Source organism: Verruconatronum alginivorum (assembly GCF_056590205.1).
The window spans coordinates 3,606,547-3,627,100 of sequence record NZ_JBWPVQ010000001.1; the positions used below are offsets into that span (position 1 = coordinate 3,606,547).

Annotated in this window: 18 protein-coding genes; 7 read left to right on the plus strand and 11 right to left on the minus strand. The window is 59.8% G+C overall.

The genetic code is table 11. From position 1 onward, the window contains the following. Positions 1-13 precede the first annotated feature (13 nt). The 7 genes from ACWUI2_RS12755 to ACWUI2_RS12785 all read left to right on the plus strand — a co-directional run bounded on the left by ACWUI2_RS12755 (position 14) and on the right by ACWUI2_RS12785 (position 9,493). Positions 14-2,161, plus strand: coding sequence for a polysaccharide biosynthesis tyrosine autokinase (locus ACWUI2_RS12755; RefSeq protein WP_486983233.1), 2,148 nt, complete (start codon positions 14-16; stop codon positions 2,159-2,161). Further along, positions 2,161-3,198 carry a glycosyltransferase family 2 protein gene (locus tag ACWUI2_RS12760; protein WP_486983234.1) on the plus strand — a complete coding sequence of 346 codons (1,038 nt, stop codon included), beginning with the start codon at positions 2,161-2,163 and terminating at the stop codon, positions 3,196-3,198. The genes ACWUI2_RS12755 and ACWUI2_RS12760 overlap by 1 nt, the downstream gene beginning before the upstream one ends. Positions 3,199-3,271: 73 nt before the next feature. Then, entirely contained in the window at positions 3,272-4,363 is a 1,092-nt protein-coding gene (locus ACWUI2_RS12765) for a glycosyltransferase (RefSeq protein WP_486983235.1), read from the plus strand. After that, the gene (locus tag ACWUI2_RS12770) at positions 4,363-5,799 is read left to right on the plus strand and encodes an O-antigen ligase family protein (RefSeq protein WP_486983236.1); all 1,437 of its coding nucleotides are present in this window, start codon (positions 4,363-4,365) and stop codon (positions 5,797-5,799) included. The genes ACWUI2_RS12765 and ACWUI2_RS12770 overlap by 1 nt, the downstream gene beginning before the upstream one ends. Before the next feature lie 16 nt (positions 5,800-5,815). Continuing rightward, on the plus strand, positions 5,816-7,177 hold the full coding sequence (locus ACWUI2_RS12775) for a glycosyltransferase family 2 protein (RefSeq protein ID WP_486983237.1): 1,362 nt from the start codon (positions 5,816-5,818) through the stop codon (positions 7,175-7,177). Next, entirely contained in the window at positions 7,174-8,319 is a 1,146-nt protein-coding gene (locus ACWUI2_RS12780) for a hypothetical protein (protein ID WP_486983238.1), read from the plus strand. Before ACWUI2_RS12775 ends, ACWUI2_RS12780 begins: the two co-directional genes overlap by 4 nt. A gap of 7 nt (positions 8,320-8,326) precedes the next feature. Beyond that, entirely contained in the window at positions 8,327-9,493 is a 1,167-nt protein-coding gene (locus ACWUI2_RS12785; RefSeq protein WP_486983239.1) for a glycosyltransferase, read from the plus strand. A 293-nt stretch (positions 9,494-9,786) separates the two neighbouring features. Here ACWUI2_RS12785 and ACWUI2_RS12790 read toward each other — a convergent pair whose 3' ends face one another. The 11 genes from ACWUI2_RS12790 to ACWUI2_RS12840 all read right to left on the minus strand — a co-directional run bounded on the left by ACWUI2_RS12790 (position 9,787) and on the right by ACWUI2_RS12840 (position 20,404). Continuing rightward, entirely contained in the window at positions 9,787-10,251 is a 465-nt protein-coding gene (locus ACWUI2_RS12790) for a universal stress protein (RefSeq protein WP_486983240.1), read from the minus strand. A 118-nt stretch (positions 10,252-10,369) separates the two neighbouring features. Next, complete coding sequence (locus tag ACWUI2_RS12795) at positions 10,370-10,888, minus strand: plastocyanin/azurin family copper-binding protein (protein ID WP_486983241.1); 519 nt, start codon at positions 10,886-10,888, stop codon at positions 10,370-10,372. Between the two features lie 183 nt (positions 10,889-11,071). Further along, on the minus strand, positions 11,072-13,519 hold the full coding sequence (locus tag ACWUI2_RS12800; protein ID WP_486983242.1) for a heavy metal translocating P-type ATPase metal-binding domain-containing protein: 2,448 nt from the start codon (positions 13,517-13,519) through the stop codon (positions 11,072-11,074). Between the two features lie 48 nt (positions 13,520-13,567). Then, a complete protein-coding gene (locus ACWUI2_RS12805) occupies positions 13,568-14,272 on the minus strand; it encodes a sulfite exporter TauE/SafE family protein (protein WP_486983243.1) in 705 nt (234 codons plus the stop codon). A 238-nt stretch (positions 14,273-14,510) separates the two neighbouring features. Next, positions 14,511-14,642, minus strand: a complete 132-nt coding sequence (locus tag ACWUI2_RS12810; protein ID WP_486983244.1) for a hypothetical protein — start codon at positions 14,640-14,642, stop codon at positions 14,511-14,513. Positions 14,643-14,646: 4 nt separating this feature from the next. Continuing rightward, on the minus strand, positions 14,647-16,023 hold the full coding sequence (gene ccoG / locus ACWUI2_RS12815; protein WP_486983245.1) for a cytochrome c oxidase accessory protein CcoG: 1,377 nt from the start codon (positions 16,021-16,023) through the stop codon (positions 14,647-14,649). Position 16,024: 1 nt separating this feature from the next. Further along, complete coding sequence (locus tag ACWUI2_RS12820) at positions 16,025-16,624, minus strand: cbb3-type cytochrome c oxidase N-terminal domain-containing protein (protein ID WP_486983246.1); 600 nt, start codon at positions 16,622-16,624, stop codon at positions 16,025-16,027. Beyond that, positions 16,614-16,808, minus strand: coding sequence for a hypothetical protein (locus ACWUI2_RS12825; protein WP_486983247.1), 195 nt, complete (start codon positions 16,806-16,808; stop codon positions 16,614-16,616). The genes ACWUI2_RS12820 and ACWUI2_RS12825 overlap by 11 nt, the downstream gene beginning before the upstream one ends. Positions 16,809-16,845: 37 nt before the next feature. Beyond that, positions 16,846-19,281: a cytochrome-c oxidase, cbb3-type subunit I gene (ccoN, locus tag ACWUI2_RS12830; protein WP_486983248.1), complete on the minus strand. Its 2,436-nt coding sequence runs from the start codon at positions 19,279-19,281 to the stop codon at positions 16,846-16,848. Beyond that, positions 19,262-19,441 carry a cytochrome oxidase gene (locus ACWUI2_RS12835; protein WP_486983249.1) on the minus strand — a complete coding sequence of 60 codons (180 nt, stop codon included), beginning with the start codon at positions 19,439-19,441 and terminating at the stop codon, positions 19,262-19,264. Before ACWUI2_RS12835 ends, ccoN begins: the two co-directional genes overlap by 20 nt. 6 nt (positions 19,442-19,447) lie before the next feature. Next, positions 19,448-20,404 (minus strand): universal stress protein, encoded by a 957-nt coding sequence (locus ACWUI2_RS12840; RefSeq protein ID WP_486983250.1) that lies wholly within the window; start codon positions 20,402-20,404, stop codon positions 19,448-19,450. Positions 20,405-20,554: the final 150 nt, after the last annotated feature.

Genomic DNA, 20,554 nt, shown 5'->3' on the forward strand with positions numbered 1-20,554 from the left:
ATAAGTATTTTCCATGCTTCCATCCCTCAAGTCCGGCTTCAGCGCCGATATTTTGGTCGCTTATGTGGCGATCGGCCTGAAGCACCTTCGTTTGATGGTGCTGCTGGTGGCGCTGTCGCTCCAGTTGGGCTTGGCTTATTACACCTTTGCGAAGCCCGTCTACCATGCCAAGTCGGTGGTCCGGGTCGAGCGACTCGACCGGCCGATGGATCGCAATGTCGGGTCCGAAGCCCTTTTTCTCGATCACACGGACCGCGCGCTGCTCCGGCAGTTCACATCCGATCATCTGGTGGAGAGAACCGCCAAGCGTTTAGGGGTGAATGCGTCCCGCGCCGGGATTACCGCGAACCATCTGCGCAAAATCACCGCCCAATACGACCCTCAGGGAAACATCGTCGTGGAAATCTGGCCGATGTCCCAGGAATGGGCGCAGGACTGGACGGAGACCATGGTCGACGAGTATCTCCGGTTCCGGGCGGAAAAGCGGTTTGAAAACCGGGAGCTGATCATCCAGTCCTTCTCGGAGGAGTTGGAGCAGATCAGCGCGAAAATTGACAAGGCGTTCGCCCAGAAATTCGATTTCAAGGAAGCGAGCGAAATGGACAAGTTGCTCATCGAGTTCGAGCAACTCAGGGAGATTCCCCGGGACTTGTTGGCGGTCAACCGCCGTCTGGCTTCGATGGAACAGGCGAGGGAGGCGATGGCGAACGCCGAGCCCGATCCGGTGACACAACTGGCCCTGCTCTCAATCGCCGACGAACGTTTTTCCCATCGGAACCTCCACTTGGCGATCGGTCAGGTGTTGCCGGAGACCGGAAACGGAGTTGGCAATGTTCCGCAGGTCGTCCTCCCTTCGATGGTGAGTCCGCAAATGTTACCCTGGCAGGAATTGGAGCGGGAGCAGCGGAGATTGCACCGGGAGATCCGGCAGCATGAATCGACCTACCTCCATGGGCATCCGAAGATGGTCGAGTTGCGCCGCCAACTCGATAGGGTCAACCAAGCGCTGGAACTGGAGCTCGAAGCGGTGATGGAGCGGTTCCAGCTGGAATACGTCAACTTGCGGGAACGCCGGACGGAACTCGAGGGACGTCTCGCAGAAGTGCAGGAAGTGACCCGGCGCCACCAGCGCCACCTCCACGATCTTGCCCGCTTCGACGCCGGGGAAATCGCGTGGACCAGTATCCATGATCAAATGACGAAGCACATCAGTGCACTCGATTTTTGGTCCGACAAGGAACGGGTGCAACTCCAGTTTATGGGACACCTCCAGCACCGGGATTTTCCGGTTTCGCCCAACCGCCTGAAGTTGGTGGTGATGTCGCTTGCCTTGGGGCTCGGTTTGGCGATCAGCGTTCCGTTCTTTTTGGAGTTCATCAACTCCCGGGTATCGGATCCGCAGCAACTGGAGGATTCGCTTAAGTTGGCCTCCCTCGGTTTGGTTCCATATATTGAAGGAGGACCGGAGGGATCCGCTCGGGAATCGGAATATCAAGAGCATTTTCGGATAATCCGGACCAATCTTTCGCTGACTCCACAGAATGAAAACGGGTCGCAAGTGATGTTGATTTCGAGCTCCTTGCCGAATGAAGGAAAAACCACGGTTTCCTTGCAAATGGCCCGGTCGCTTGCCCAGCGGGGCGAAAAGACCTTGTTGCTCGACGCGGACCTCCATCGCGGCCGATTGCATCGAGCGACCGGTGTCTCTTCGAGGCCGGGTTTGCGAGGGGTGATTGAAGACGGACTTTCGGTCAACAACGCCTGCGTTGCGGTCGAGCCGAACCTCGATTTACTTCCATGCGGAGGCAATACCGGCAAGGCCGCCGAGTTGATTGATTCCGATCGCTTCGGCGAAATGATGGCCGAGTTGCGGACCAAATACCAGAGAATCATTATCGACAGTCCGCCGGTGTTGGGTTTATCGGAAGCGGCGATTTTGCAGAAGCACGTCGATGGTGTCCTGCTGGTGGTTTGGAGCGAGTCAACACCGATGCATGCCATCCGGGATGCGGTCCGCCACCTTCAGGCGAACGGTGCCAATATCACTGGATTCGTGCTGAACCGGGTCGATTTCTCCTCCATTTACAGCCAATACCGGTATTACTATTATTCGCCGGACTATTACAGCAAATACGCCCGGCCCGAACAATCCACCGCCTGATGTCCTCTGACGCGGTCGTCACAATCGGCCCCGGACCGTTTCGCGGGGACGTTCGGGTGACGGTGATCATACCGGCTTTTAACTATGCCGCGTTCCTGCCGAGGGCGGTGGAGTCCGTTCTCCGGCAAACGTTCGCCCAATTCGAATTGATTATCGTGGACGATGGTTCGACCGACGACACGGCGGCGGTGGCCGGTCGGTTTGTCGAATCCGATCAGCGGGTGCGCTATGTTTTCCAACCTAACGCCGGACTTTCGGCCGCGCGGAACACCGGCATTCGTTCCGCCCGCGGAGATCTGGTGGCGTTCCTCGATGCTGATGACGAGTGGGATCCCCGCTTCCTGACCCGTTGCATCGAGGAGATGGAACGGCTGCCGTCCGAATTTGGGGTTATCGCCTGTAATACCGTTTTGATCGACATCGATGGCCGTTTGATTCCGACGCGACGCCGGGGAAAGGAAATCGATGGTCGCGAAGTCACCCGAAAGGACCTTATCATGCGCACCCGATTTTCGGCGGACGCCGTGGTGGCGAGAAGAGAGGTCTTTGAAACATGCGGGTGTTTCGACGAATTCCTCCGGAGTTCTGAGGACCGGGATATGTGGATTCGGATAGCCGCTCGATTTCGAATCTATTTGATCGCGGACTCACTCGTACGCGTCCGGCGTCACGGACGGAACATGAGTTGTCACAGTGATCGGATGCGGGCGAATATGAAACGGGTTTTGCTGAAGGCCTACCGCCAGGAGTCCGGCATGCCATGGAATCTTTTTTTCTGGCTGCGGGTAGCTTCGTTTTGGTGTTTTCAAACATCTTGGATGTATCATGACGAACGGAGAGCCAGCGCCGCTCTGAGGGATATTGTGTTCTCATTGGTTTTTTGGCCCTTCGTTTTCGTCCGAGATGAAGTCGGCGAACCGCCGTTCTTTCGTCTCCGGGCGTTAATCCGTTTCTTCAGGAACGCATTGCCGCAAACGAAGACGCGGTTCATCTCCCGGAAAGACCCTCTGGAACCGGCCGAAAATGACGCCCGTTGAAAATAAAACGGCCGTAAATGGCCATCGAAGTTTGGCGCCGAAAGATAAGACTGCTGCTGGTTCTCTTCGCGTGATGCACGTGGTTTTTTCCCTGGATGTCGGGGGCATGGAGAATGGTTTGATCAATGTCGCGAACCGGCTGGTGGGAGAGTTCGACATCCACGTCGTTTGTTTGGAGAAACGCGGACGAATGGCGGCGAGGCTGGACCCGCGGGCGAACGTTCACGTGCTGGCCAAACAACCTGGTTTTTCCGTCGGAACGGTTCGACGCCTGCGAAATTGCGTTCATTTGGTTCGTCCGGATGTTGTCCACACCCACAATCTCGGCCCACTGATCTACGGTGCTTTGGCGACGAGGCTGGGGCGCTCGGTGCCGGTCCTTCACGGTGAACACAGTCAGCTGCCCCCCGAAGATTTGCGTGGGAAACGACTCTGGGAGCGCCGCCTTTTCTACCGGGCGGCGGCCCGCATCCACACAGTGTCCAGGCATTTGGCGATCGAGCTTTTTGAGCAGGGGTTCGACCGGGCCAAGATCGTGCCAATTGTCAATGGGGTGGATGCGACGCGATTCCACCCAGGCGATATCGCGCTTGCCCGGCAGCGGCTCGGGGTCCGGGAGAAGATGGTCATTGGAATGGTCGGCAGGTTCGGGCCGTTCAAGCGGCACGATTTGCTCATCTCGGCGTTCGAAGACCTGCGGAGGGCGGGTTATCCGCTCGACCTGGTGATGATCGGGAGCGGGGGTCCGGAGGAAACCAAAATCCGGGAGATGGTCCGAATGAGTCCCGCATCCAGGCATATTCATCTTCCGGGGCACTCGGAGAATCTCGAAACCCTTTATCCTGCGATGGATCTTTTGGTGGTCCCTTCGGTCAATGAAGGGTTGGCCAATGTCGTCCTGGAAGCGATGGCGTGTGGAGTTCCGGTGCTTTCGCACGGGTCGTGCGGCAGCGCCGAAGCGATTGAATCGGGGATAGACGGAGTGGTGGGAGATTTGTCGACGGCGGAGAGATTGGCCAGCGAGCTGGAGCGGCTTCTGAAGGATCCGGATAGATTGAAACGTATGGGAAGGTTGGCTCGGGAGAAAGCCGAAAGCCGCTTCTCCCTTGACAGAATGGTGCGTGAATACGCCGATCTTTACCGGATGTTAGTCAAATCGGGTTGATGGATTTCATATCGGTCATTCTTTTTTTGTTTCTCTACTACATTCGTCCCCAGGAGTGGATTCCCGGGGTGGCGATGTTGCGTCCGGTCACTTTGGTGATGGCTTTTGCCCTGATCGCCATGGTCGCTCGCGAGCGGGGGTTCAAGTTGAAGGAGGTTTTTAAGACGCCCCACGACTATCTGATGCTCGCCTATTTCCTCTGGATTGTGCTCACGGCCACCGATCGAAGTGGGACATTCAGCAGCGTTTACAATTTGTTCGCTTTTTATGTGGTCACTGCTTTGGCGCTGTCGACCTTCGCACGGATCCGGACTTACCTGTTTTTTTGGGCGGGGTTGATCATGGCTATCGCTTTATTCGCATTGGGAAGTGAATACGGAATCGATCTCATGGATAGCAACAGCCTGACCCATGACAAAATGAAGGGAAGGCTTTCCCTGAATCTGTCGATTTTCGAGAATCCGAACGTCCTCGGCCACAGTGTCGGCCCGTTACTCCTGATGCTCTATTTTCTGATGATTTGGAAGCAGCCGATCTTCGTTCGGGTCGCGGCGATTCCCTTGTTCTTTTTTCCGGCTTATTGCATTTATCTGACCTACTCGAAGGGAGCCTTTCTGGCTTGTTTTGCCACTGGTGTCGCGGCAATGGCCTACCGCCGTCCAAAGATTGTGCAGATGTGGGTTTTAATTGGTGCGGTGACGGTCGGTTGGGCGGCGGTCACCCAACTTCCCCGGATGGCGGAATTGAGTTCGGCTCGAAGTGATCCGGCGATTTATGGTCGAATTCTGGCATTCGACTATGGCTTGAAAGCGATGGAGGCGAATACCACCGGAATCGGATACGGCAACTTTCGAGCCGGGTTTTATCGGGAGCATCGGTTTGCGATGACTCCCCATTCGTCGTATGTCCACATCGGATCTCAACTCGGGTATTTGGGCTTATTTTTGTTCTGCGGGATCATTTATTGTTGTATTCGGACTTTGATGACCGCTCGCGATTTAACTCCAGAGGAAGAACGGGTGCGGAGGATTTTGTTCGTTCTTCTGGTCTCCTTTGTGATTTCGTCGTGGATGATCGATTGGGCGTTCCGGGCTTATTTCTTCCTGATCGTCGCGGCCATCGCCGCCTTCCATCGGCATCTGCTGGAGCGGGAGAAGGAAAGCGCAGCCGAAGCGCTGGGGAAGTCCGGAGCGGGTGCAACTTCGGTGGTTGATGAGAGGCCGGTCATGGCGTTGGCCTCCGACGGGTCGGCAGCCGCGCGCTTGCGATTCGCGGGCGATGGCGTGGCCATTGAAGGTTCCGACGGCGAAGAGGGGGAGGAGGAACGACCGGCAAAAGGGACCTGGAATCGGATTGGTCCTGTCGACATCGGTTTGATGGTGGCGCTGACCTGGGCGACCGTCTACTTCTGGCGTTATGTGATGCTCAATATCTGAGCAAGGAGGCGATGCCATGATACCCTCCGTTCTCGAACTCGTATTCTGGACCAGCTTGGTAGTGGTGGCGTATGTATTCGCCGGATACCCGATGCTCGTCGGAGGCCTGGCTTCCTGGAAACGGCGGAAAAGGGCGGAGACGGGTGGAGTGACTGCGGAAGAAAGCCTGCCTTCGGTCTCGGTGGTCTTGGTGGCGTTCAACGAAGAGAAGCGGATGGGAGAGCGACTTCGTAATCTAATGGCCTCGGATTATCCTCCCGGGAAACTGGAGATCGTGGTGGTTTCCGACGGGTCGACCGATGGAACGCAGGACGTAGTTCGGGCATTCGAAGATTCCCGGGTTCGGCTGGTCGCGGAACCGGTCCGGCGTGGAAAGGCCCATGGTCTCAACCGGGGAGTGGAGGAGGCCGGAGGTGAAATCGTGGTGTTTGCCGATGCCAGGCAACGGTTTGAGGCGAACGCCATCAGGAAGCTGGTCGCCCGTTTTGCGGAGCCGCGGGTGGGAGCCGTCAGCGGACTGCTGAAAATCGAGCGGGCCGCGAGCGGAACGGGAGACGGGATCGGTTTTTATTGGAAGATGGAAACGTTTATTCGACGGGCCGAAGGAGCTTTAGGCTCGACCATCGGCTGCACCGGAGCGATCTACGCGATTCGGCGGAGTTTGTATTGTCCCATTCCGATGGATACGTTGTTGGACGACGTGGTTGTTCCAATGCGGATGTTGACGGAAGGCCATAGGGTGGTTTTCGAGCCGGAGGCGGTGGCTTGGGATCCGCAGGCACCGGACACGCGGCATGAACGGGTTCGCAAGCGGCGGACGATGGCGGGAAACTACCAGATGTTGTTCCGTTATCCGACGTGGTTGTTGCCATGGCAAAACCGCGCCTGGTGGCAACTGATCTCGCATAAATACCTCCGGTTGGCCGCGCCGTGGTTTCTGCTTTTGATGTGGGGGAGCGGAGCGGCTTTGGGGTTGTCGCCTTCCTATTTGGAGGGGAACCCAAGGGGCGTTGAACGAGGACACACCCCACCATACTCGCGCATGGTCCCCCCCTCTCAAGAGGGGATCAGCGTACAGGAAGTTCCCCTCTTGAGAGGGGGGGACCGCTCGCCAGGGCGGTGGGGTGTGTCTCTTCCGGACAAGTTCTATCTCGCCTGTTTCGTGGCTCAAACCCTCTTGTTCGCTCTTGGCATTTTCGGGATCGCGCGCCCGACGATTCGAACGAAGGGGGTGGCGGTGCCGGCCGGGTTTTTATTTCTCAATGCGATGGCGGTGTCCGGTTTGTTCGCGTGGCTGTCGGGGACGTCGAGTGGCGCTTGGGGCAGGGCTTCGGAGTCGGGGCAAGTGTCGGAAATCAGGCGGGAGGGGAACGGATGAGTCGTTCTTCAATTCTCGAGCGGATTCCCGGTTTGCGGGCGGCCGATTTGTGGTTGCCGGGATATCTGCGCCGTCCGCGACGGAAGGGGATTTCTGGCGAAGTCACGGATGTGGTTTTGGCGATTTGCGATCATTTCGAGCCGTTGCACGACACTGATCGACGGGGGGCTCTGGAGCGGGTCGCGCGATGGCAGCGCGATTACCCGAAGCGGATTCGGCAGTTCGAAGACGCCGACGGGTGCGGGCCGCGTCAGACTTTTTTTTATCCGATCGAGCAATACGACGAAGAGATTTTGGATCGTCTAAGCGAACTTTGCCGGGAGACGGGGGCGGAGATCGAGGTGCATCTGCATCATGACCGGGACACGTCCGCCGGTTTGCGGGAAAAACTGGAACGCGGAAAGGCGGATCTGCTTCGTCATGGAGCGTTGTCCCGGGATTCCAAAGGAAACGTGAGGTTCGGTTTCGTTCATGGCAATTGGGCATTGGCTCATTCGCATCCGGACGGACGGCATTGCGGGGTTCTGGACGAACTCGCCGTGTTGGAGGGAGCCGGATGTTACGCCGACTTCACGATGCCCTCGGCGCCGGATCGAACCCAAACCAAGATCGTGAACCAGATTTACTACGCCGCGAGCAGCGGTAGCCCGAAGCCGCATGACCGGGGAACACGCGCGCAGGTCGGGCGGCGGCCGGCGGCGGGAGAATTGCTGTTGGTGCAAGGACCGTTGGGTTTGAATTGGCGGCGGAGGAAAGCCGCGGTTTTTCCTCGGCTCGAAAACGGCGAGATTTCCCGGATGAATCCGCCCACCGTGGAACGTCTTCGGCTCTGGATCGATCTCGACATTCATGTTGCCGGACAGCCGGACTGGGTGTTCATCAAGCTCCATACCCACGGGGGCATCCCTCCGAATATGGAAGTTTTTCTTGGCGATCCAATGGAGCGTTTTTGTCATCAAATTCTGGATGCGTTTCGCCAAGAAAACGGTTTCCGAATCCATTTCGTCACCGCTCGCGAAATGACCAACATCATCCATGCGGCCGAAGAAGGCCACCGGGGCGACGCCGGCCGTTTCCGTGATTTTCGGTATGTCCGGGAGCTTAAACAAAGTGGCGGGGGCGTCCCGCCTCCGTGCGGTTGAGAAGCCCATGCGCCTCCTTTTCATCTCCAATCTTTTTCCGGACCGTTCCGAGCCCTATCGCGGACTCGACAATGCCATCGTGCTGCGACACCTCTCGCAGGCTTTCGACATCCGGGTGATTTCCCCCCGACCGACCCTTCCGTTGCCGGGAGCGGCGAAAACGAGGGTACCGCGGCTGGAGGACGAGTCCTTTCGACCGACGTATCCGCCGGTTCGTTACATTCCCAAGGTCGGCAGCCGGGTGAACCACCGGCTCTTTGCCCGAGGCTTGGGGCCTGCGGTGGAGGCGGTTCGCCGGGAGTTTCCTTTCGAAGTCATTCTTTGCTCTTGGGCCTATCCCGATACGTGGGCGGTGGCGCGCATCGCCCGGCGCATGGTAACCCCTTTTGTGTCGATCGTCCAAGGGACCGACGTGCATTCCTATCTTGAGATGCCGGTCCGCCGACGGTTGATCGTCGAAGGGTTGAGTCGGGCGGAGGCGGTCATTGCCCGCAGCGGGGACCTTGGGCGACGGTTGGAAAGGGCGGGCGTCCCAAGCGAACGGTTGCACACGGTTTATAACGGGGTCGATGGTGCCGTTTTCAAACCGGGCGACCGGACGGCGGCCCGGGAGGAACTTGGGTTGCCCCCCGACGCGGAAATCGTGTTGTTCGTCGGCAATTTCTATGCGGTGAAGAATCCGCTGTTGACGGTCGCCGCCCATGCGGAGTGGACGAAAAAGGCTCCCCGCAAGTCCCGGTTTCTGGTGATGGTCGGAGGCGGGCCGATGGAGCGGGAAGTCCGGGCAACCGTTCGCCATTGGGAGACGGAGGACCGGGTTGTTCTCGCCGGACGGCAAACTTCGGCCCGGGTGGCGCGTTACATGCAGGCTGCCGATTGTCTGTTGTTGACCAGTCACAATGAAGGTTTGCCCAACGTGGTTTTGGAAGCTCTCTCCTGCGGCCTTCCGGTGGTGGCGACCGATGTCGGAGGAATATCCGAAGTGATTGATCGTGAGGAACGCGGGCGTTTGGTCGGGAGCCGCGAACCGCACGAAATCGCGGCGGCGGTGGAGAGCGTCCTCAATCGGAAACCGAAACGGAGCGGGATATCCCCCGTCACCTTTTCGTGGACCCGGACGGCGACGCGCTACGAGGAATTGATTCGGTTGGCGGTCGCCCGCCGCGGGTTCTGAATCCGCACTGCGACACACCCCACCGCTCTCAAGAGGGGAAGTTCCTGTATGCCGATCCCCTATTGGGAGGGGGACCATGTGCGAGCAAGGTGGGGTGTGTGAGTAGTGGGGTTGGCTCTGCCGCCCCATTTTCCACGAAGTTCGAAAACCCGGATCGACAACCCCGCCGTCGACGCGGAAGATCGTCGCCGTTCGGGTCGTCCATGGCCGCTGCGTGCGGTCGGGCGGCGGAGCCAACCCGACTACGGTGGCGCTCCGCCGTGCGCTCGTGAGAGGGGGGACCATGCGCCAGCCTACGAGGCGGCCCGTTGCTCGCGTTGGGCCGAGCGGCAGGGGACGACGACGACGGGGCCGGGGAATTCCCGGAGGACGCCCCGGGCGGTGCTTCCGACGATGAACTCGTAGAAGGCGCCGTGGCCGTGGGAGCCGATGATCAAAAGGTCGGCCTCTCGCTCCCGGGCGATCAGCAGGATCGATTCGACGGGGGGGCCTTGCACCGTGAGGGCGGTGGCGTGGATGCCTTCGGCTTTCAATTCGTCGCAGCACGCCGTAAGTCGGCGTTTGGCCTCCTCTTGTTCCCGGAGCAAATGATCGGGGATGTGGTCGGCGGATAGATCGTAACCCGCCAGGACGATCGGCGGAGGCACGACGTAGAGGAGGAAAACCTTCGCGGCCAAGTCCTTGGCAAAGCTCAAGGTGGTCTTCATCACCCGGGCGGTGACGTCGGAAAAATCAATGGGGACTAAAATCGCTTTCATGACTCACCGCTCCCTTCGTTTGTTAAAAAAAGGCCTTCACCCACTATATTCGATCAGGGCGAAAAGTCCTGCCGAATGTTGGGTGAAGGCCCGGTTTTTAAACGAAATCGGATTTTTCTTATTCCACTCGCATGATCCCGGTCATTCCCGCAGGGGTGTGTCCGGGAAACGAGCAAACGAACATATAATCGCCCGGTTCCTCCGGAGCGGTGAACGTCAACGTTTCTTCTTCGCCCGGTCCGAGAACCGCGGTGTAGGCGATGACGCGGTCTTCCCAATCGGGGGCGACGTATTCGTTGTCGCGGTGGGGCATCGACGCCATCGCGAATTGGGTGTGGTTTGCTCCTTTGGCGAGGAAAACGAGGTTGTGTCCCATGGTTTCCTTCGGCATCCGACCGATGTTGCGGAAAAGGATTTCCACTTCGGCACCGGCTTGCACCGTGAACAGAGTCGGGCTGAAACGCATTTGGTCGTTACCGGTGATGACGATCGGCTCGCCCTCGGTGGCTGCCGGGACCGTTTCCTGGTCCGCCGCTCGTTGTTGGACCTCTGTTTGAGTGTCTCCGCCGCATGCGGCGAAAAACATTATGGCGGCCGTCATCGCGAGTGTATTGGAAATGAGATTTCGGATTTTCATGTCAGTTTAGTTAGGTCGTTCGTTATTTTTGGAACAAAAGCCAAAAATATATTCGGGTGGAGCCGTCCTGCAAACGGAAACGGTCGGCTCGATCAGCTATAACCAAATCTTGTCCGGGCAAGGACAAGATTTGATGAGGGAGACGATCCGATAGCTACCATCCATGTGAGCCGCGGTTTTTGCTCAACTTCGTTCGATCGCGAGCCTCGGGGGTGCGGCGAGCGGGGGACGGATGGCGCGCACGGGGGCGGAACGTCGTTCGCGGATCTTGGTTTGTACGATCACGGAGCTGATCGAGACCACCGAACTCATCGGCATGATGATCGCCGCCACCAGCGGGTTCATCAATCCGACGAGACAGAGACTGATCGCGGCCAGGTTGTAAGTGATGGTGAACGAAAACACTCGGCGGAGCGTTTTGCCGCGGTTTTGCGTCGTTTCGAACAGGTTGCGAATTCCGCTCAAACCCCGTCCGAGGAAATAAAAATCGGCTTTTTGCTCCAAAATCCCCCGGTTCACTGCCGGGGTGCCGCGGCACCAGGAGAGGTCGAAGGCCAAGCTGTCGTTGGCGCCGTCGCCGATCATCAACGTGTCCTCCCGGTCGATTTCCCGAACCCAATCGGCCTTGCCGGCCGGGGACATTTCCCCGAGGCAATGGTTCGCCGGAAGACCGAGTCGGCGCCCCATCCGATCGACCTTCTCCTGGCGGTCGCCGCTGAGGATGTAAACCTCAAATCCCCGGGCCTGCCAAGCGGCGATCTCCTCCACGGCGTCGGCGCGGACCTCTTCCCCGATGGAAAATGAGGCGACCGGGCGGCCGTTCAAGGTGAGCTCGCAATCGTGTCCTTCCCCGTCGATCGAAGGGGAATCCGCCGGACCGGGACTCCGGCTCCAACCCGAGCGTCCGAGACGCCAGACGCCGGCTTCGGTTTCCGCTTCCAAGCCGCAACCGACGACTTCCCGGACCGGAATCGCGGCGATTTCCGGCGATTTGCGGTCCATGCCTTCCGCCAGCAAATATTCGCGGATGCATCGGCTGACCGGATGCAGATTGCTTTCTACCAGATGCAGAAGCATCTCCCCGGTGGCCGGATCGAGCGTCCGGAGAACTTCCGGATTGTTCAACGCGAGGTTTTCCAAGGTGAGCGTGCCGGTCTTGTCGAAGATGATCTTCCGGACCCGGGCGAGACGGTGCCAGATGCCGTTGTCGCGGACGAAAACGCCGCGTTGCCGCAGGGAGGAGACCGCCATCTCGTCGGCCAACGGCCAGGCGACCCCGATCGCGCAGGGGCAGGAAACCACCAGCACCGAGATCAACACCTGGAGGGCCATCAACGGATTGCCGGTGACGAGAGACCACGTGCTCCAGCCGGCGATCGCGATGGCGATGACGACGGCGAGGTAAATTTTGATGATTCGTTCGAGAAGAAAATAGCGCGGACTCTCCTTCGGTTGATGGGAGAGCAGGGAGGCGAGCAAGGAGTCCCTCCAATGCTGGCGGGCCACCAGCTCGATCGGCGCGCCGCCGAGGTTGATCGCTCCGGCCAACACGGAATTCCCCCGGCGCGATTCGTGGGCGTCGCTTTCGCCGTTGATCCATTCGAGCCCGAAGGTGGCCTCGCTGGAGTCAAGCTCGGACCGGACCGGGACGTATTGGCCGGATTTGACGCTGTAGCGCATCCCGGGACAGATCTCGGTGATCGGAAGTTTCTTTTCTTCGATCGGATTGCCCGGCTTGGAGACGATCACATTCACCTCCTGTTGTTGGTCGCGCAGCCCGAGGAGGTAATTGCGGTTTTTCTCGATGGCGAGCTGTTGCGTCCACCGTCCGACCAACATCAGGAAGGTGAACATCGAGACGAAATCGAAGTAGAGGAAGCTGTGGTCGCCCTGCCGCCAGGCGTAGATGGAACCTGCGTAGGCGAGCACGATGCCCAAGGCGATTGGGAGATCGATATGGATGATCCCCCTCCGGAGGGCCAAAATGCTGCGCCGGATGAAATAGGAACCGCCCACCACCACGCTGGCGGTGGCGAAGAAGAAGATCATGAAAGCGAACTGGGCGGCGTATTCAAAAGTTGAATCCATTCCGAAATAAAACGGAACGGTGAACAACATGCAGTTCATCGCCAGGGCGGCGGTGATTCCCATTTTCAGCACCAGCGACTGGCTCTCCTTGTTGGCCCGTTTCGCCGCCGGAGCGACCAGGTAGCCGAACGACTGGACCTCCCGGGCGAAGGCGACCGCGTCGAACTGGCCCTTGACCCAACGGATGCACATCTGGCCAAGGGCCGAGTTGATCTGGATGGCGAGGGCGCCGTCGTGGCGGTCGAAAAGTTGTTCGATCAGCCAGACGCAACCGATGCAGGAAATGCCTTGGAGGTCGAGGGCGAGGCTCGGGCTGTCGGAACGTTCCTCGGCCTCCGCGCAGGCCCGGCGGAGCCATTCGTAGTCGCGCGGCTGGAAGACGGTCGGTTTGACCGGCTGGGCCTGGCCCTCCTGCAATTCGTAGTATTTGTCCAAGCCGTTTTCGTTGATCAAACGAAACACGAATTGGCAACCGGAACAGCAGAACTCCGGACGCTGGGGGGTCGGCTGGAACGGAAGGTGGCAATGGCGGCACTCGGACATGGGAAGAGAAATTATGAATTAGGAATTATGAATGATGAAGGGGGACGGTCACGGGAGGCAGCAGGCCGGGAGGGGGAGTTCGGCGGAGGAGGGAGCCTCGCCGACGCTGAGGGCGCGCCAGCTGATCAGAAGAATGGATACGACGGCTAAGGTTTGTTGCATGCGGCGGATGCCGACGGGACCGAAGCGGGCTTGCCAGCGGAGGAATTGGCTCTGGAGGAGCCACATCGGGGCGGCGGTGCCGATCGCGAAGGCGGCCATCATCTGTCCGCCGGCGACGGCGGATCCGGAGAGGAGGGCGACTCCAAAGAGCAAATACAATGGGGCGCATGGCAGAAAGGGAGTGAAGGTGCCGAGCAGCATGGCGAGGACCGGGCGCTTCATTTGGGCAGCGCGCATCCGGAGTCGGAAGAAGAGGGCGGAAAAGTAAGGGATTCGCGGAATCCGCTTCTCCCATCCGAAGATGAAGACGAGGAAGAGGGCGACGAAGGCCCAGGGAAGGGCCTTGGTCAGGCCGAGGGAGAAGAGCCCCGCTACCGTGGCTCCGATCGCCCCGGCCAGCAAACCGATCGCGCTGTAGGAGAGGACGCGGGAGCCGTGGTAGAGGGCGATGGAGGTCTGGGCCGACCCGCCGTTTTCCTTCCGGGGCAACATCGCGCACGCCAACGGCCCGCACATCCCGATGCAGTGGATGCTGGTCACGAGTCCGGCTACGAAGCCGGCGAGTGGAGTGTTGACGGCGGAAAGGTCCATGGGGGAATAGGCGATAGACGATAGACGATAGCTGATAGACGATTATTGGAGTCTGGATTTCGCGATGGAAAGGGGGACACACCCCACCATGCTTGCGCATGGTCCCCCCCCTCTCCAGAGGGGAACTTCCGTGGATCCCCTCTGGAGAGGGGGTCTCCAGAGGGGAACTTCCGTGGATCCCCCTCTAGAGAGGGGGGGACCGCTCGCCAGAGCGGTGGGGTGTGTTCCGTGAGCCCGTTCACAAGAGGCGGATCGGCTGGTTGTGGGCGGCGAGGGTGAAGAAAACGGTCCAGACGCTGATGAGCAGGCAGAAGCCGGCGATGATCAGGATCCACGGTTTGTTGGCGATGTGTTCGATGATGGCTTTCATATAATCAGGTATTGGGACCGAGGAACGAGACCGGTCGGGTGATCTGGCGTTCGCGGGTCGATTCTTCGATGACGATGTTGAGTTTCATTTGACCACCGCCGTGTTGGTCGCGCGGGAGGGTGATGAAAAGGGGGACGACCCGTTCCGCCAGCGGATCGAGTTCGATGGCGTCGCTGGCGGGTGACCACTCGATGCCGTCGGCGCCGTTGTGCACGGTGATCCGGAAGGTGGTGGTTTCGTTTCGTTTGTTCGCGATGCGCACTTGAAAGTGGTTGCGGAGCAAGCCTTCTTCCTGGTAATACGGTGCGCCCGGAAAGCGGATGACCGAGGCGGTGAACGGCTCCAGGCGGGAGAGAGACAAGAAGAAAACCGAGGCACCGATCAACATCAGCAGGCTGTAAACCAGCGTGCGCGGCCGGATGAAACGGGTCTTTCCCCCGGCGAGGGCGTTCATCGAGGCGTGGCGGATCAGGCCGGTCGGACGCTTGATCCGGGTCATCACATCATTGCATTCGTCGATGCAGGCGGTGCAGCCGATACACTCCATTTGCAGCCCTTGCCGGATGTCGATGCCGGTCGGGCAGACGTTCACGCAGCGGAGGCAGTCGACGCAGTCCCCGGCTCCGGCGGTATTGACCTTCCCCCGCGGTTCGCCCCGGTTGGCGTCGTATCCGACGACGATCGAGTCGTCGTCGATCAGCGACGATTGCAATCTGCCGTAGGGGCAGATCACGATGCAAAGCTGTTCGCGAAACCAGGCGAAGTTGAAATAGAGGATCCCGGACATCACGAACACCCAGAGGAAAACGGTCCAGTTCTCGACCGGGGCCGCCTGCACCATGGCGTAGAGTCCGGGAATCGAGACGAAGTAGGAAATGAAGATGTGCGAGATCAATAACGAGACCGCGATGTAGAGCCCGTGTTTCACCGAGCGGCGGAAGATCTTCTCGCGGGTCCACAGTGCGGCGTCGAGTTTGCGGCGACGGTTGGGGTCGCCCTCGACCCAGCGTTCGATCCGGCGGTAGATGCCGTCGAGCCAGACCGTCTGGGGACAGGCCCATCCGCACCAGACTCGTCCGAACAGGGCCGCGACGTAGAAGAGGCCGAAGCCGAGTCCGGTGATGAGGAAGAAGATCAGCCAGACATCTTCCGCGACGAAGGTCAGTCCGAAGAGATGGAACTGGCGCTCCGCCACATTCAGGAAAATGGCGGGAGCGCCGTTGATCGGTATCCATGGCGGCAGGACGTAGACGAGGATCAACAATCCGAATACGACCGTCCGCCACCGGTTGAGCCGTCCGCGGGGCGCCGTCGGGTGGAGGAACTGCCTCGACCCGTCCGCGGAGATGGTCGTGACTGATTCCAGCGAAGGCGCGCTCATCTCAAAGGGATTCTTCGGCGGTTTCCGCGGCGGGGGCCGCTCCGTTCCCGGGCGACGGATTTAGACTGAGCAGGAAGGCGGTCAGTTCGGCGGTGCCGGTCGAGCCGAGGGAGGAGCTCCAGCCCGGCATTCCTCGGGCGGGAATGCCGTCGCGGATCGAAGCGAGCACTTCCATCGGCATGCCGCCATGGAGCCATTCGCCATCGTTGAGGCTCGGTCCGATCCCGCCTTCGGCGTTGATTCCGTGGCAGGCGGCGCAATTGGTGGCGTAGCTTCTTTTGGCCCGTTCGAGGACCTCGTCCTCGAGACTCATCGCGATCAACCGTTCGGCGGAGAACCCGCCGCCTCCGGCGTTGGCGGCGTAGGCGGCGGCCCGCGCTTGGGAAATCGCGAGCCGTTGTTCGGGAGTCCGTCCGACCTCGGCAATGTGGAAGTAGAACCAGTAGCCGATGGAAAACACGATGGCCCCGTAGAAGGTCATCAACCACCAGTTCGGCAGTTTCTTGTCGTATTCCTGGATGCCGTCGTAGACATGCTCGCGCATGATTTCGTCGGAATCCTCGTCGTGGGACTTTTCCGGTTTTTCGTCGTTACGATTCATGGCGGTTCGGTTTGGCGCTTTGGAATTGGTCATCCTCCAACGGCAGTGAGGAGAGATGGTTCACGTTATTCTTTTTCATCAGGGCCACCCGGATCACCGCGCCGGTGAACACCGCCGCGAAGATGAAGAAGCCGATGACCGGAAAAAGAAGCTGGAATTCCGTATAACTGATGCGGGACCACATGGCGTTCTAGTGTTTGTCGGTTGTCAGGTGTCGGGTGTCAGGGAGTGGTGGTCTCCTCGTCGACGACCTGGGATTTGCCGAGTTTTTGCAGGTAGGCGATCAACGCGATGATCTCGGTGTCGGCGTGGGCGGTTTCGCCGGAGCGGGCGAGATTCGCCACGATTTCCTCGGCTTGCCGTTCGGCGAGCGCGACCGCGTTGTCGATCATTTCCTGACTGTAGGGGACCCCGAGAATCCGCATCACCCGGAGTTTCGACGGGAGCGAGGCAAAGTCGGTTTGCCGTTCGAAGAGCCACGGATAGTTGGGCATGTTGGAGCCGGGCGAAGTCGAGCGGGCGTCCATCATGTGGTGGAAGTGCCAGACGTCCGGATACTTTCCGCCGACCCGGTGAAGGTCGGGACCGGTCCGCTTGGAACCCCATTGGAACGGATAATCGTAGATGAAGTCCCCCATTCGAGAGAAGTCGCCGTAACGAAGCACCTCGGCATGGAAGGGGCGGACCGACTGCGAGTGGCAGTTGTAGCAACCCTCGCGGACGTAGATGTCGCGGCCGGCCAATTCGAGCGGCGAGTAGAGTTCCTGTTGCACCCCTTCGATCGGGCCGGAGCGTTTCATGGTGACCATCGGAACGATTTCAACGATGCCGCCGATCAGGACCGCGACCAGGGTCAGGACGGTGAACGGCAGGCTGTTGGCGTGCAGGCGGTCGTACCATTTGCCCCATTCCTTGCCCTTGGACTGGAAGTGGATGATCAGTCCGATCGAGACAATGATCAGCAGGACCAGAGAGACGATCATGGTGATGTCGCCGCCGAAGGCCCAGCCGGCGGCGAGCATGAGGAGGAGGAAGGTGTAGAGGACCGGGGCGTTCCAGAAGGCTCGGGCGACGCTCAGGTCCTGGGTGGCGTCTTTTTCGATCTTGGCGACCTCGACGACTCCGTTGACGGCGCGGCCGCTTCGGATGGTTTTGTAGAGGTTGTAGGCGAAGAGGAAGAAGCCGGTCAGGTAGAGGGCGCCACCGATGATCCGCAGGTAATACATCGGTATAATTGCCGCGAGGGATTCGACGAAATTCGGATAGGCGAGGGAGTTGCCGCCGTCGGTGGTGGCCAGCAGCATCATCCCCTGGGTGATGCCGGAGACCCACATGGCGGCGGTGTAGAAGAGAATCCCGACCAAGCCGAGCCAGAAGTGCCAGTTGGCCATTGGCGTCGAGTGGAGTTTGGTGTTCCAGAGACGGGGGGCCAACCAGTAGAACATGCCGGCCGCCATGAAACCGTTCCAGCCGAGGGCCGCGCTATGGACGTGGCCGATGGTCCAATCGGTGTAGTGCGACAAGGCGTTAATGGTTTTGATCGAAAGGAGCGGTCCCTCGAAGGTGGCCATTCCGTAGAACGTGACCGCCGCCACCATGAACTTGAGCACCGGATCGGTCCGGACCTTGTGCCAGGCGCCGCGCAAGGTGAGGAGACCGTTGAGCATACCGCCCCAGGAGGGAGCCCAGAGCATCACGCTGAAGAGCATCCCGAGTGATTGGAGCCAGCCCGGCAGAGAAGTGTAAAGCAAGTGGTGGGGGCCGGCCCAGATGTAGATGAAGACCAGCGACCAGAAGTGGATGATCGACAACCGGTAGGAATAGACCGGACGGTTGGCCGCCTTCGGCAGGTAGTAATACATGATCCCGAGGATCGGGGTGGTGAGGAAGAAGGCCACGGCGTTGTGACCGTACCACCATTGGATCAAGGCGTCCTGGACTCCGCCGAAGACCGGGTAGGCGTGGAGCAGCCCGGTTGGGATCTGGAGGTTGTTGACCACGTAAAGGACGGCCACCGTGATGATGGTGGCGATGTAGAACCAGATAGCCACGTAGAGCGACCGCTCGTTGCGGCGGGCCAGGGTGAGGAAAAAATTGAAGGCGAAAGCGAGCCAGACCAGGACGACCATGATGTCGATCGGCCAGATCAGTTCCGCGTATTCCTTGCTCCGGCTGTAGCCGAGCGGCAGGGTGACGACGGCGGCGACGATGATCGATTGCCAACCCCAAAAGTGGAACCACGTGAGGAAATTGGAGGCGAGCCGGGCTTTGACCAACCGTTGGGTGGAGTGATAGACCCCGGCGAAAATCATGTTGCCGACGAAAGCGAAGATCACCGCGTTGGTGTGCAACGGACGCAGGCGGCCGAACGACAGCCACGAAGTTTCGAAATTGGCCGGCCAGAACGCCAGTTGGATGGCGATCAGGACCCCGACCGCCATCCCGACGAGCGCCCAGAAGACCGAGGCGATCATGAAGTAGCGGACGACCGTGTCGTTGAACTCGATGGTGATCCGTCCCGGGCGCGGCGCCTGGGGCGGATGGGCGCGATCGACCTTCGTTTCTTCGACGAGCGGAAGATTCTTCGGCGGCTCCTGGACCGGTGTTTCGAACGCCATTGGATTGGCGAGGGAAGGATTACTTTGCGTTGGATTCATGTTCGGAATTTGCGGGTCGGGATTGTTCGTCTTGGAGCGGCATCAAGGATTCCCGCTCATTGCTGCTGAACCTGCGGCTATCGACTTGGTAGAGGAAGAGCAGGACAAACAGGGTGGCGAGGACGAAGCCGACGAAGGCTGTCAGTAAAAGGACGTTCATGGAAAATCAGCTGGATGGGGCTTCGAGGTTTTGGGCGCCGATGGGTCGGGCCGCTGCGGTGATTGGGCGGGAAGCCGCCGGGAAGACGCAGGTGGCGGGCGGGATGATCAGGACCGGTACGCGCGCCCGGCGGGCGACCTCCCGACTGGTGCTGCCGAGCACCGATTCTTTGGACGAATCGTGGCCGCGGGCGCCGAGCACGACGAGGGAAATCGCGGCGGCCTCGGTGGTTTCGGTGATTCGATCGGCGACGTCGCCTTCGCCCAATTGAATGACGACCTCGCGGGCTCCGGCGTTTTCCAGGGCGGTTTTCATCGCGGAAAGTCGAACGGCGGCCTCCGGATCCGACGCCGACCGACCGTGTTCTCCGACATGGAGGATGGTGACGGCGCTGCCGCAGTAGCTCACGATCTGGAGCAGGAACTGGAAGGCGAAATCGGCTTGGGCCGAGAAATCGGCGCCATAAAGGAGCCACGTGGAAAAATCGCGGCAGACCAGATTGTATTGCGGCTCGCCGTCGGGGTCGGTTTTGACCAACCGCTTGAGCAAGACCGGCACATGGGAATGGTGAAGGATGTCGAGCGCGCTTTCGCCGAGGACGATGTTCCGGGCCAGGGAGGCACCCCGCGATCCGGCAATGACCAATGAAGCTCCGGTTTGACGGGCGAGGGCTTCGATCGCGGCCGACGGTTTGCCGTAAACGATCCGGGCGCTCGCTTCGAATCCCTGGGCGGCGACGGTATCGCGCAGTTTGGCCAACCGTGCCTCGGCCCGTCGGCTCAAATCGTTGCGCAAGGCTTCATTGTAATCGAAGCCGGGCGCGGAAATGTGCTGGGGAGGAAGGTCCATTGCATGGGCCAGGATGATTTCCCGCGTGCCGAGCGGAACGAGTCCTCCCAGATTGACCACGATTTGGTCGGAAGCCTCCGACAAATCGGTGGCGATGATGACGCGGGAAAACATGTTGGTTCAGGTCCTGGTTACGTGGAGCGGGGGCGCGGCGTTGACGGTCCGAATCGGTCGGCTCCGGCGATGGGATTTCTGGGGAACGGCTTTAGGGGCGGTTTCGCGGGCGCATTGCCCGCAACAACGGTAACGGGTCGCCGTCCTCCC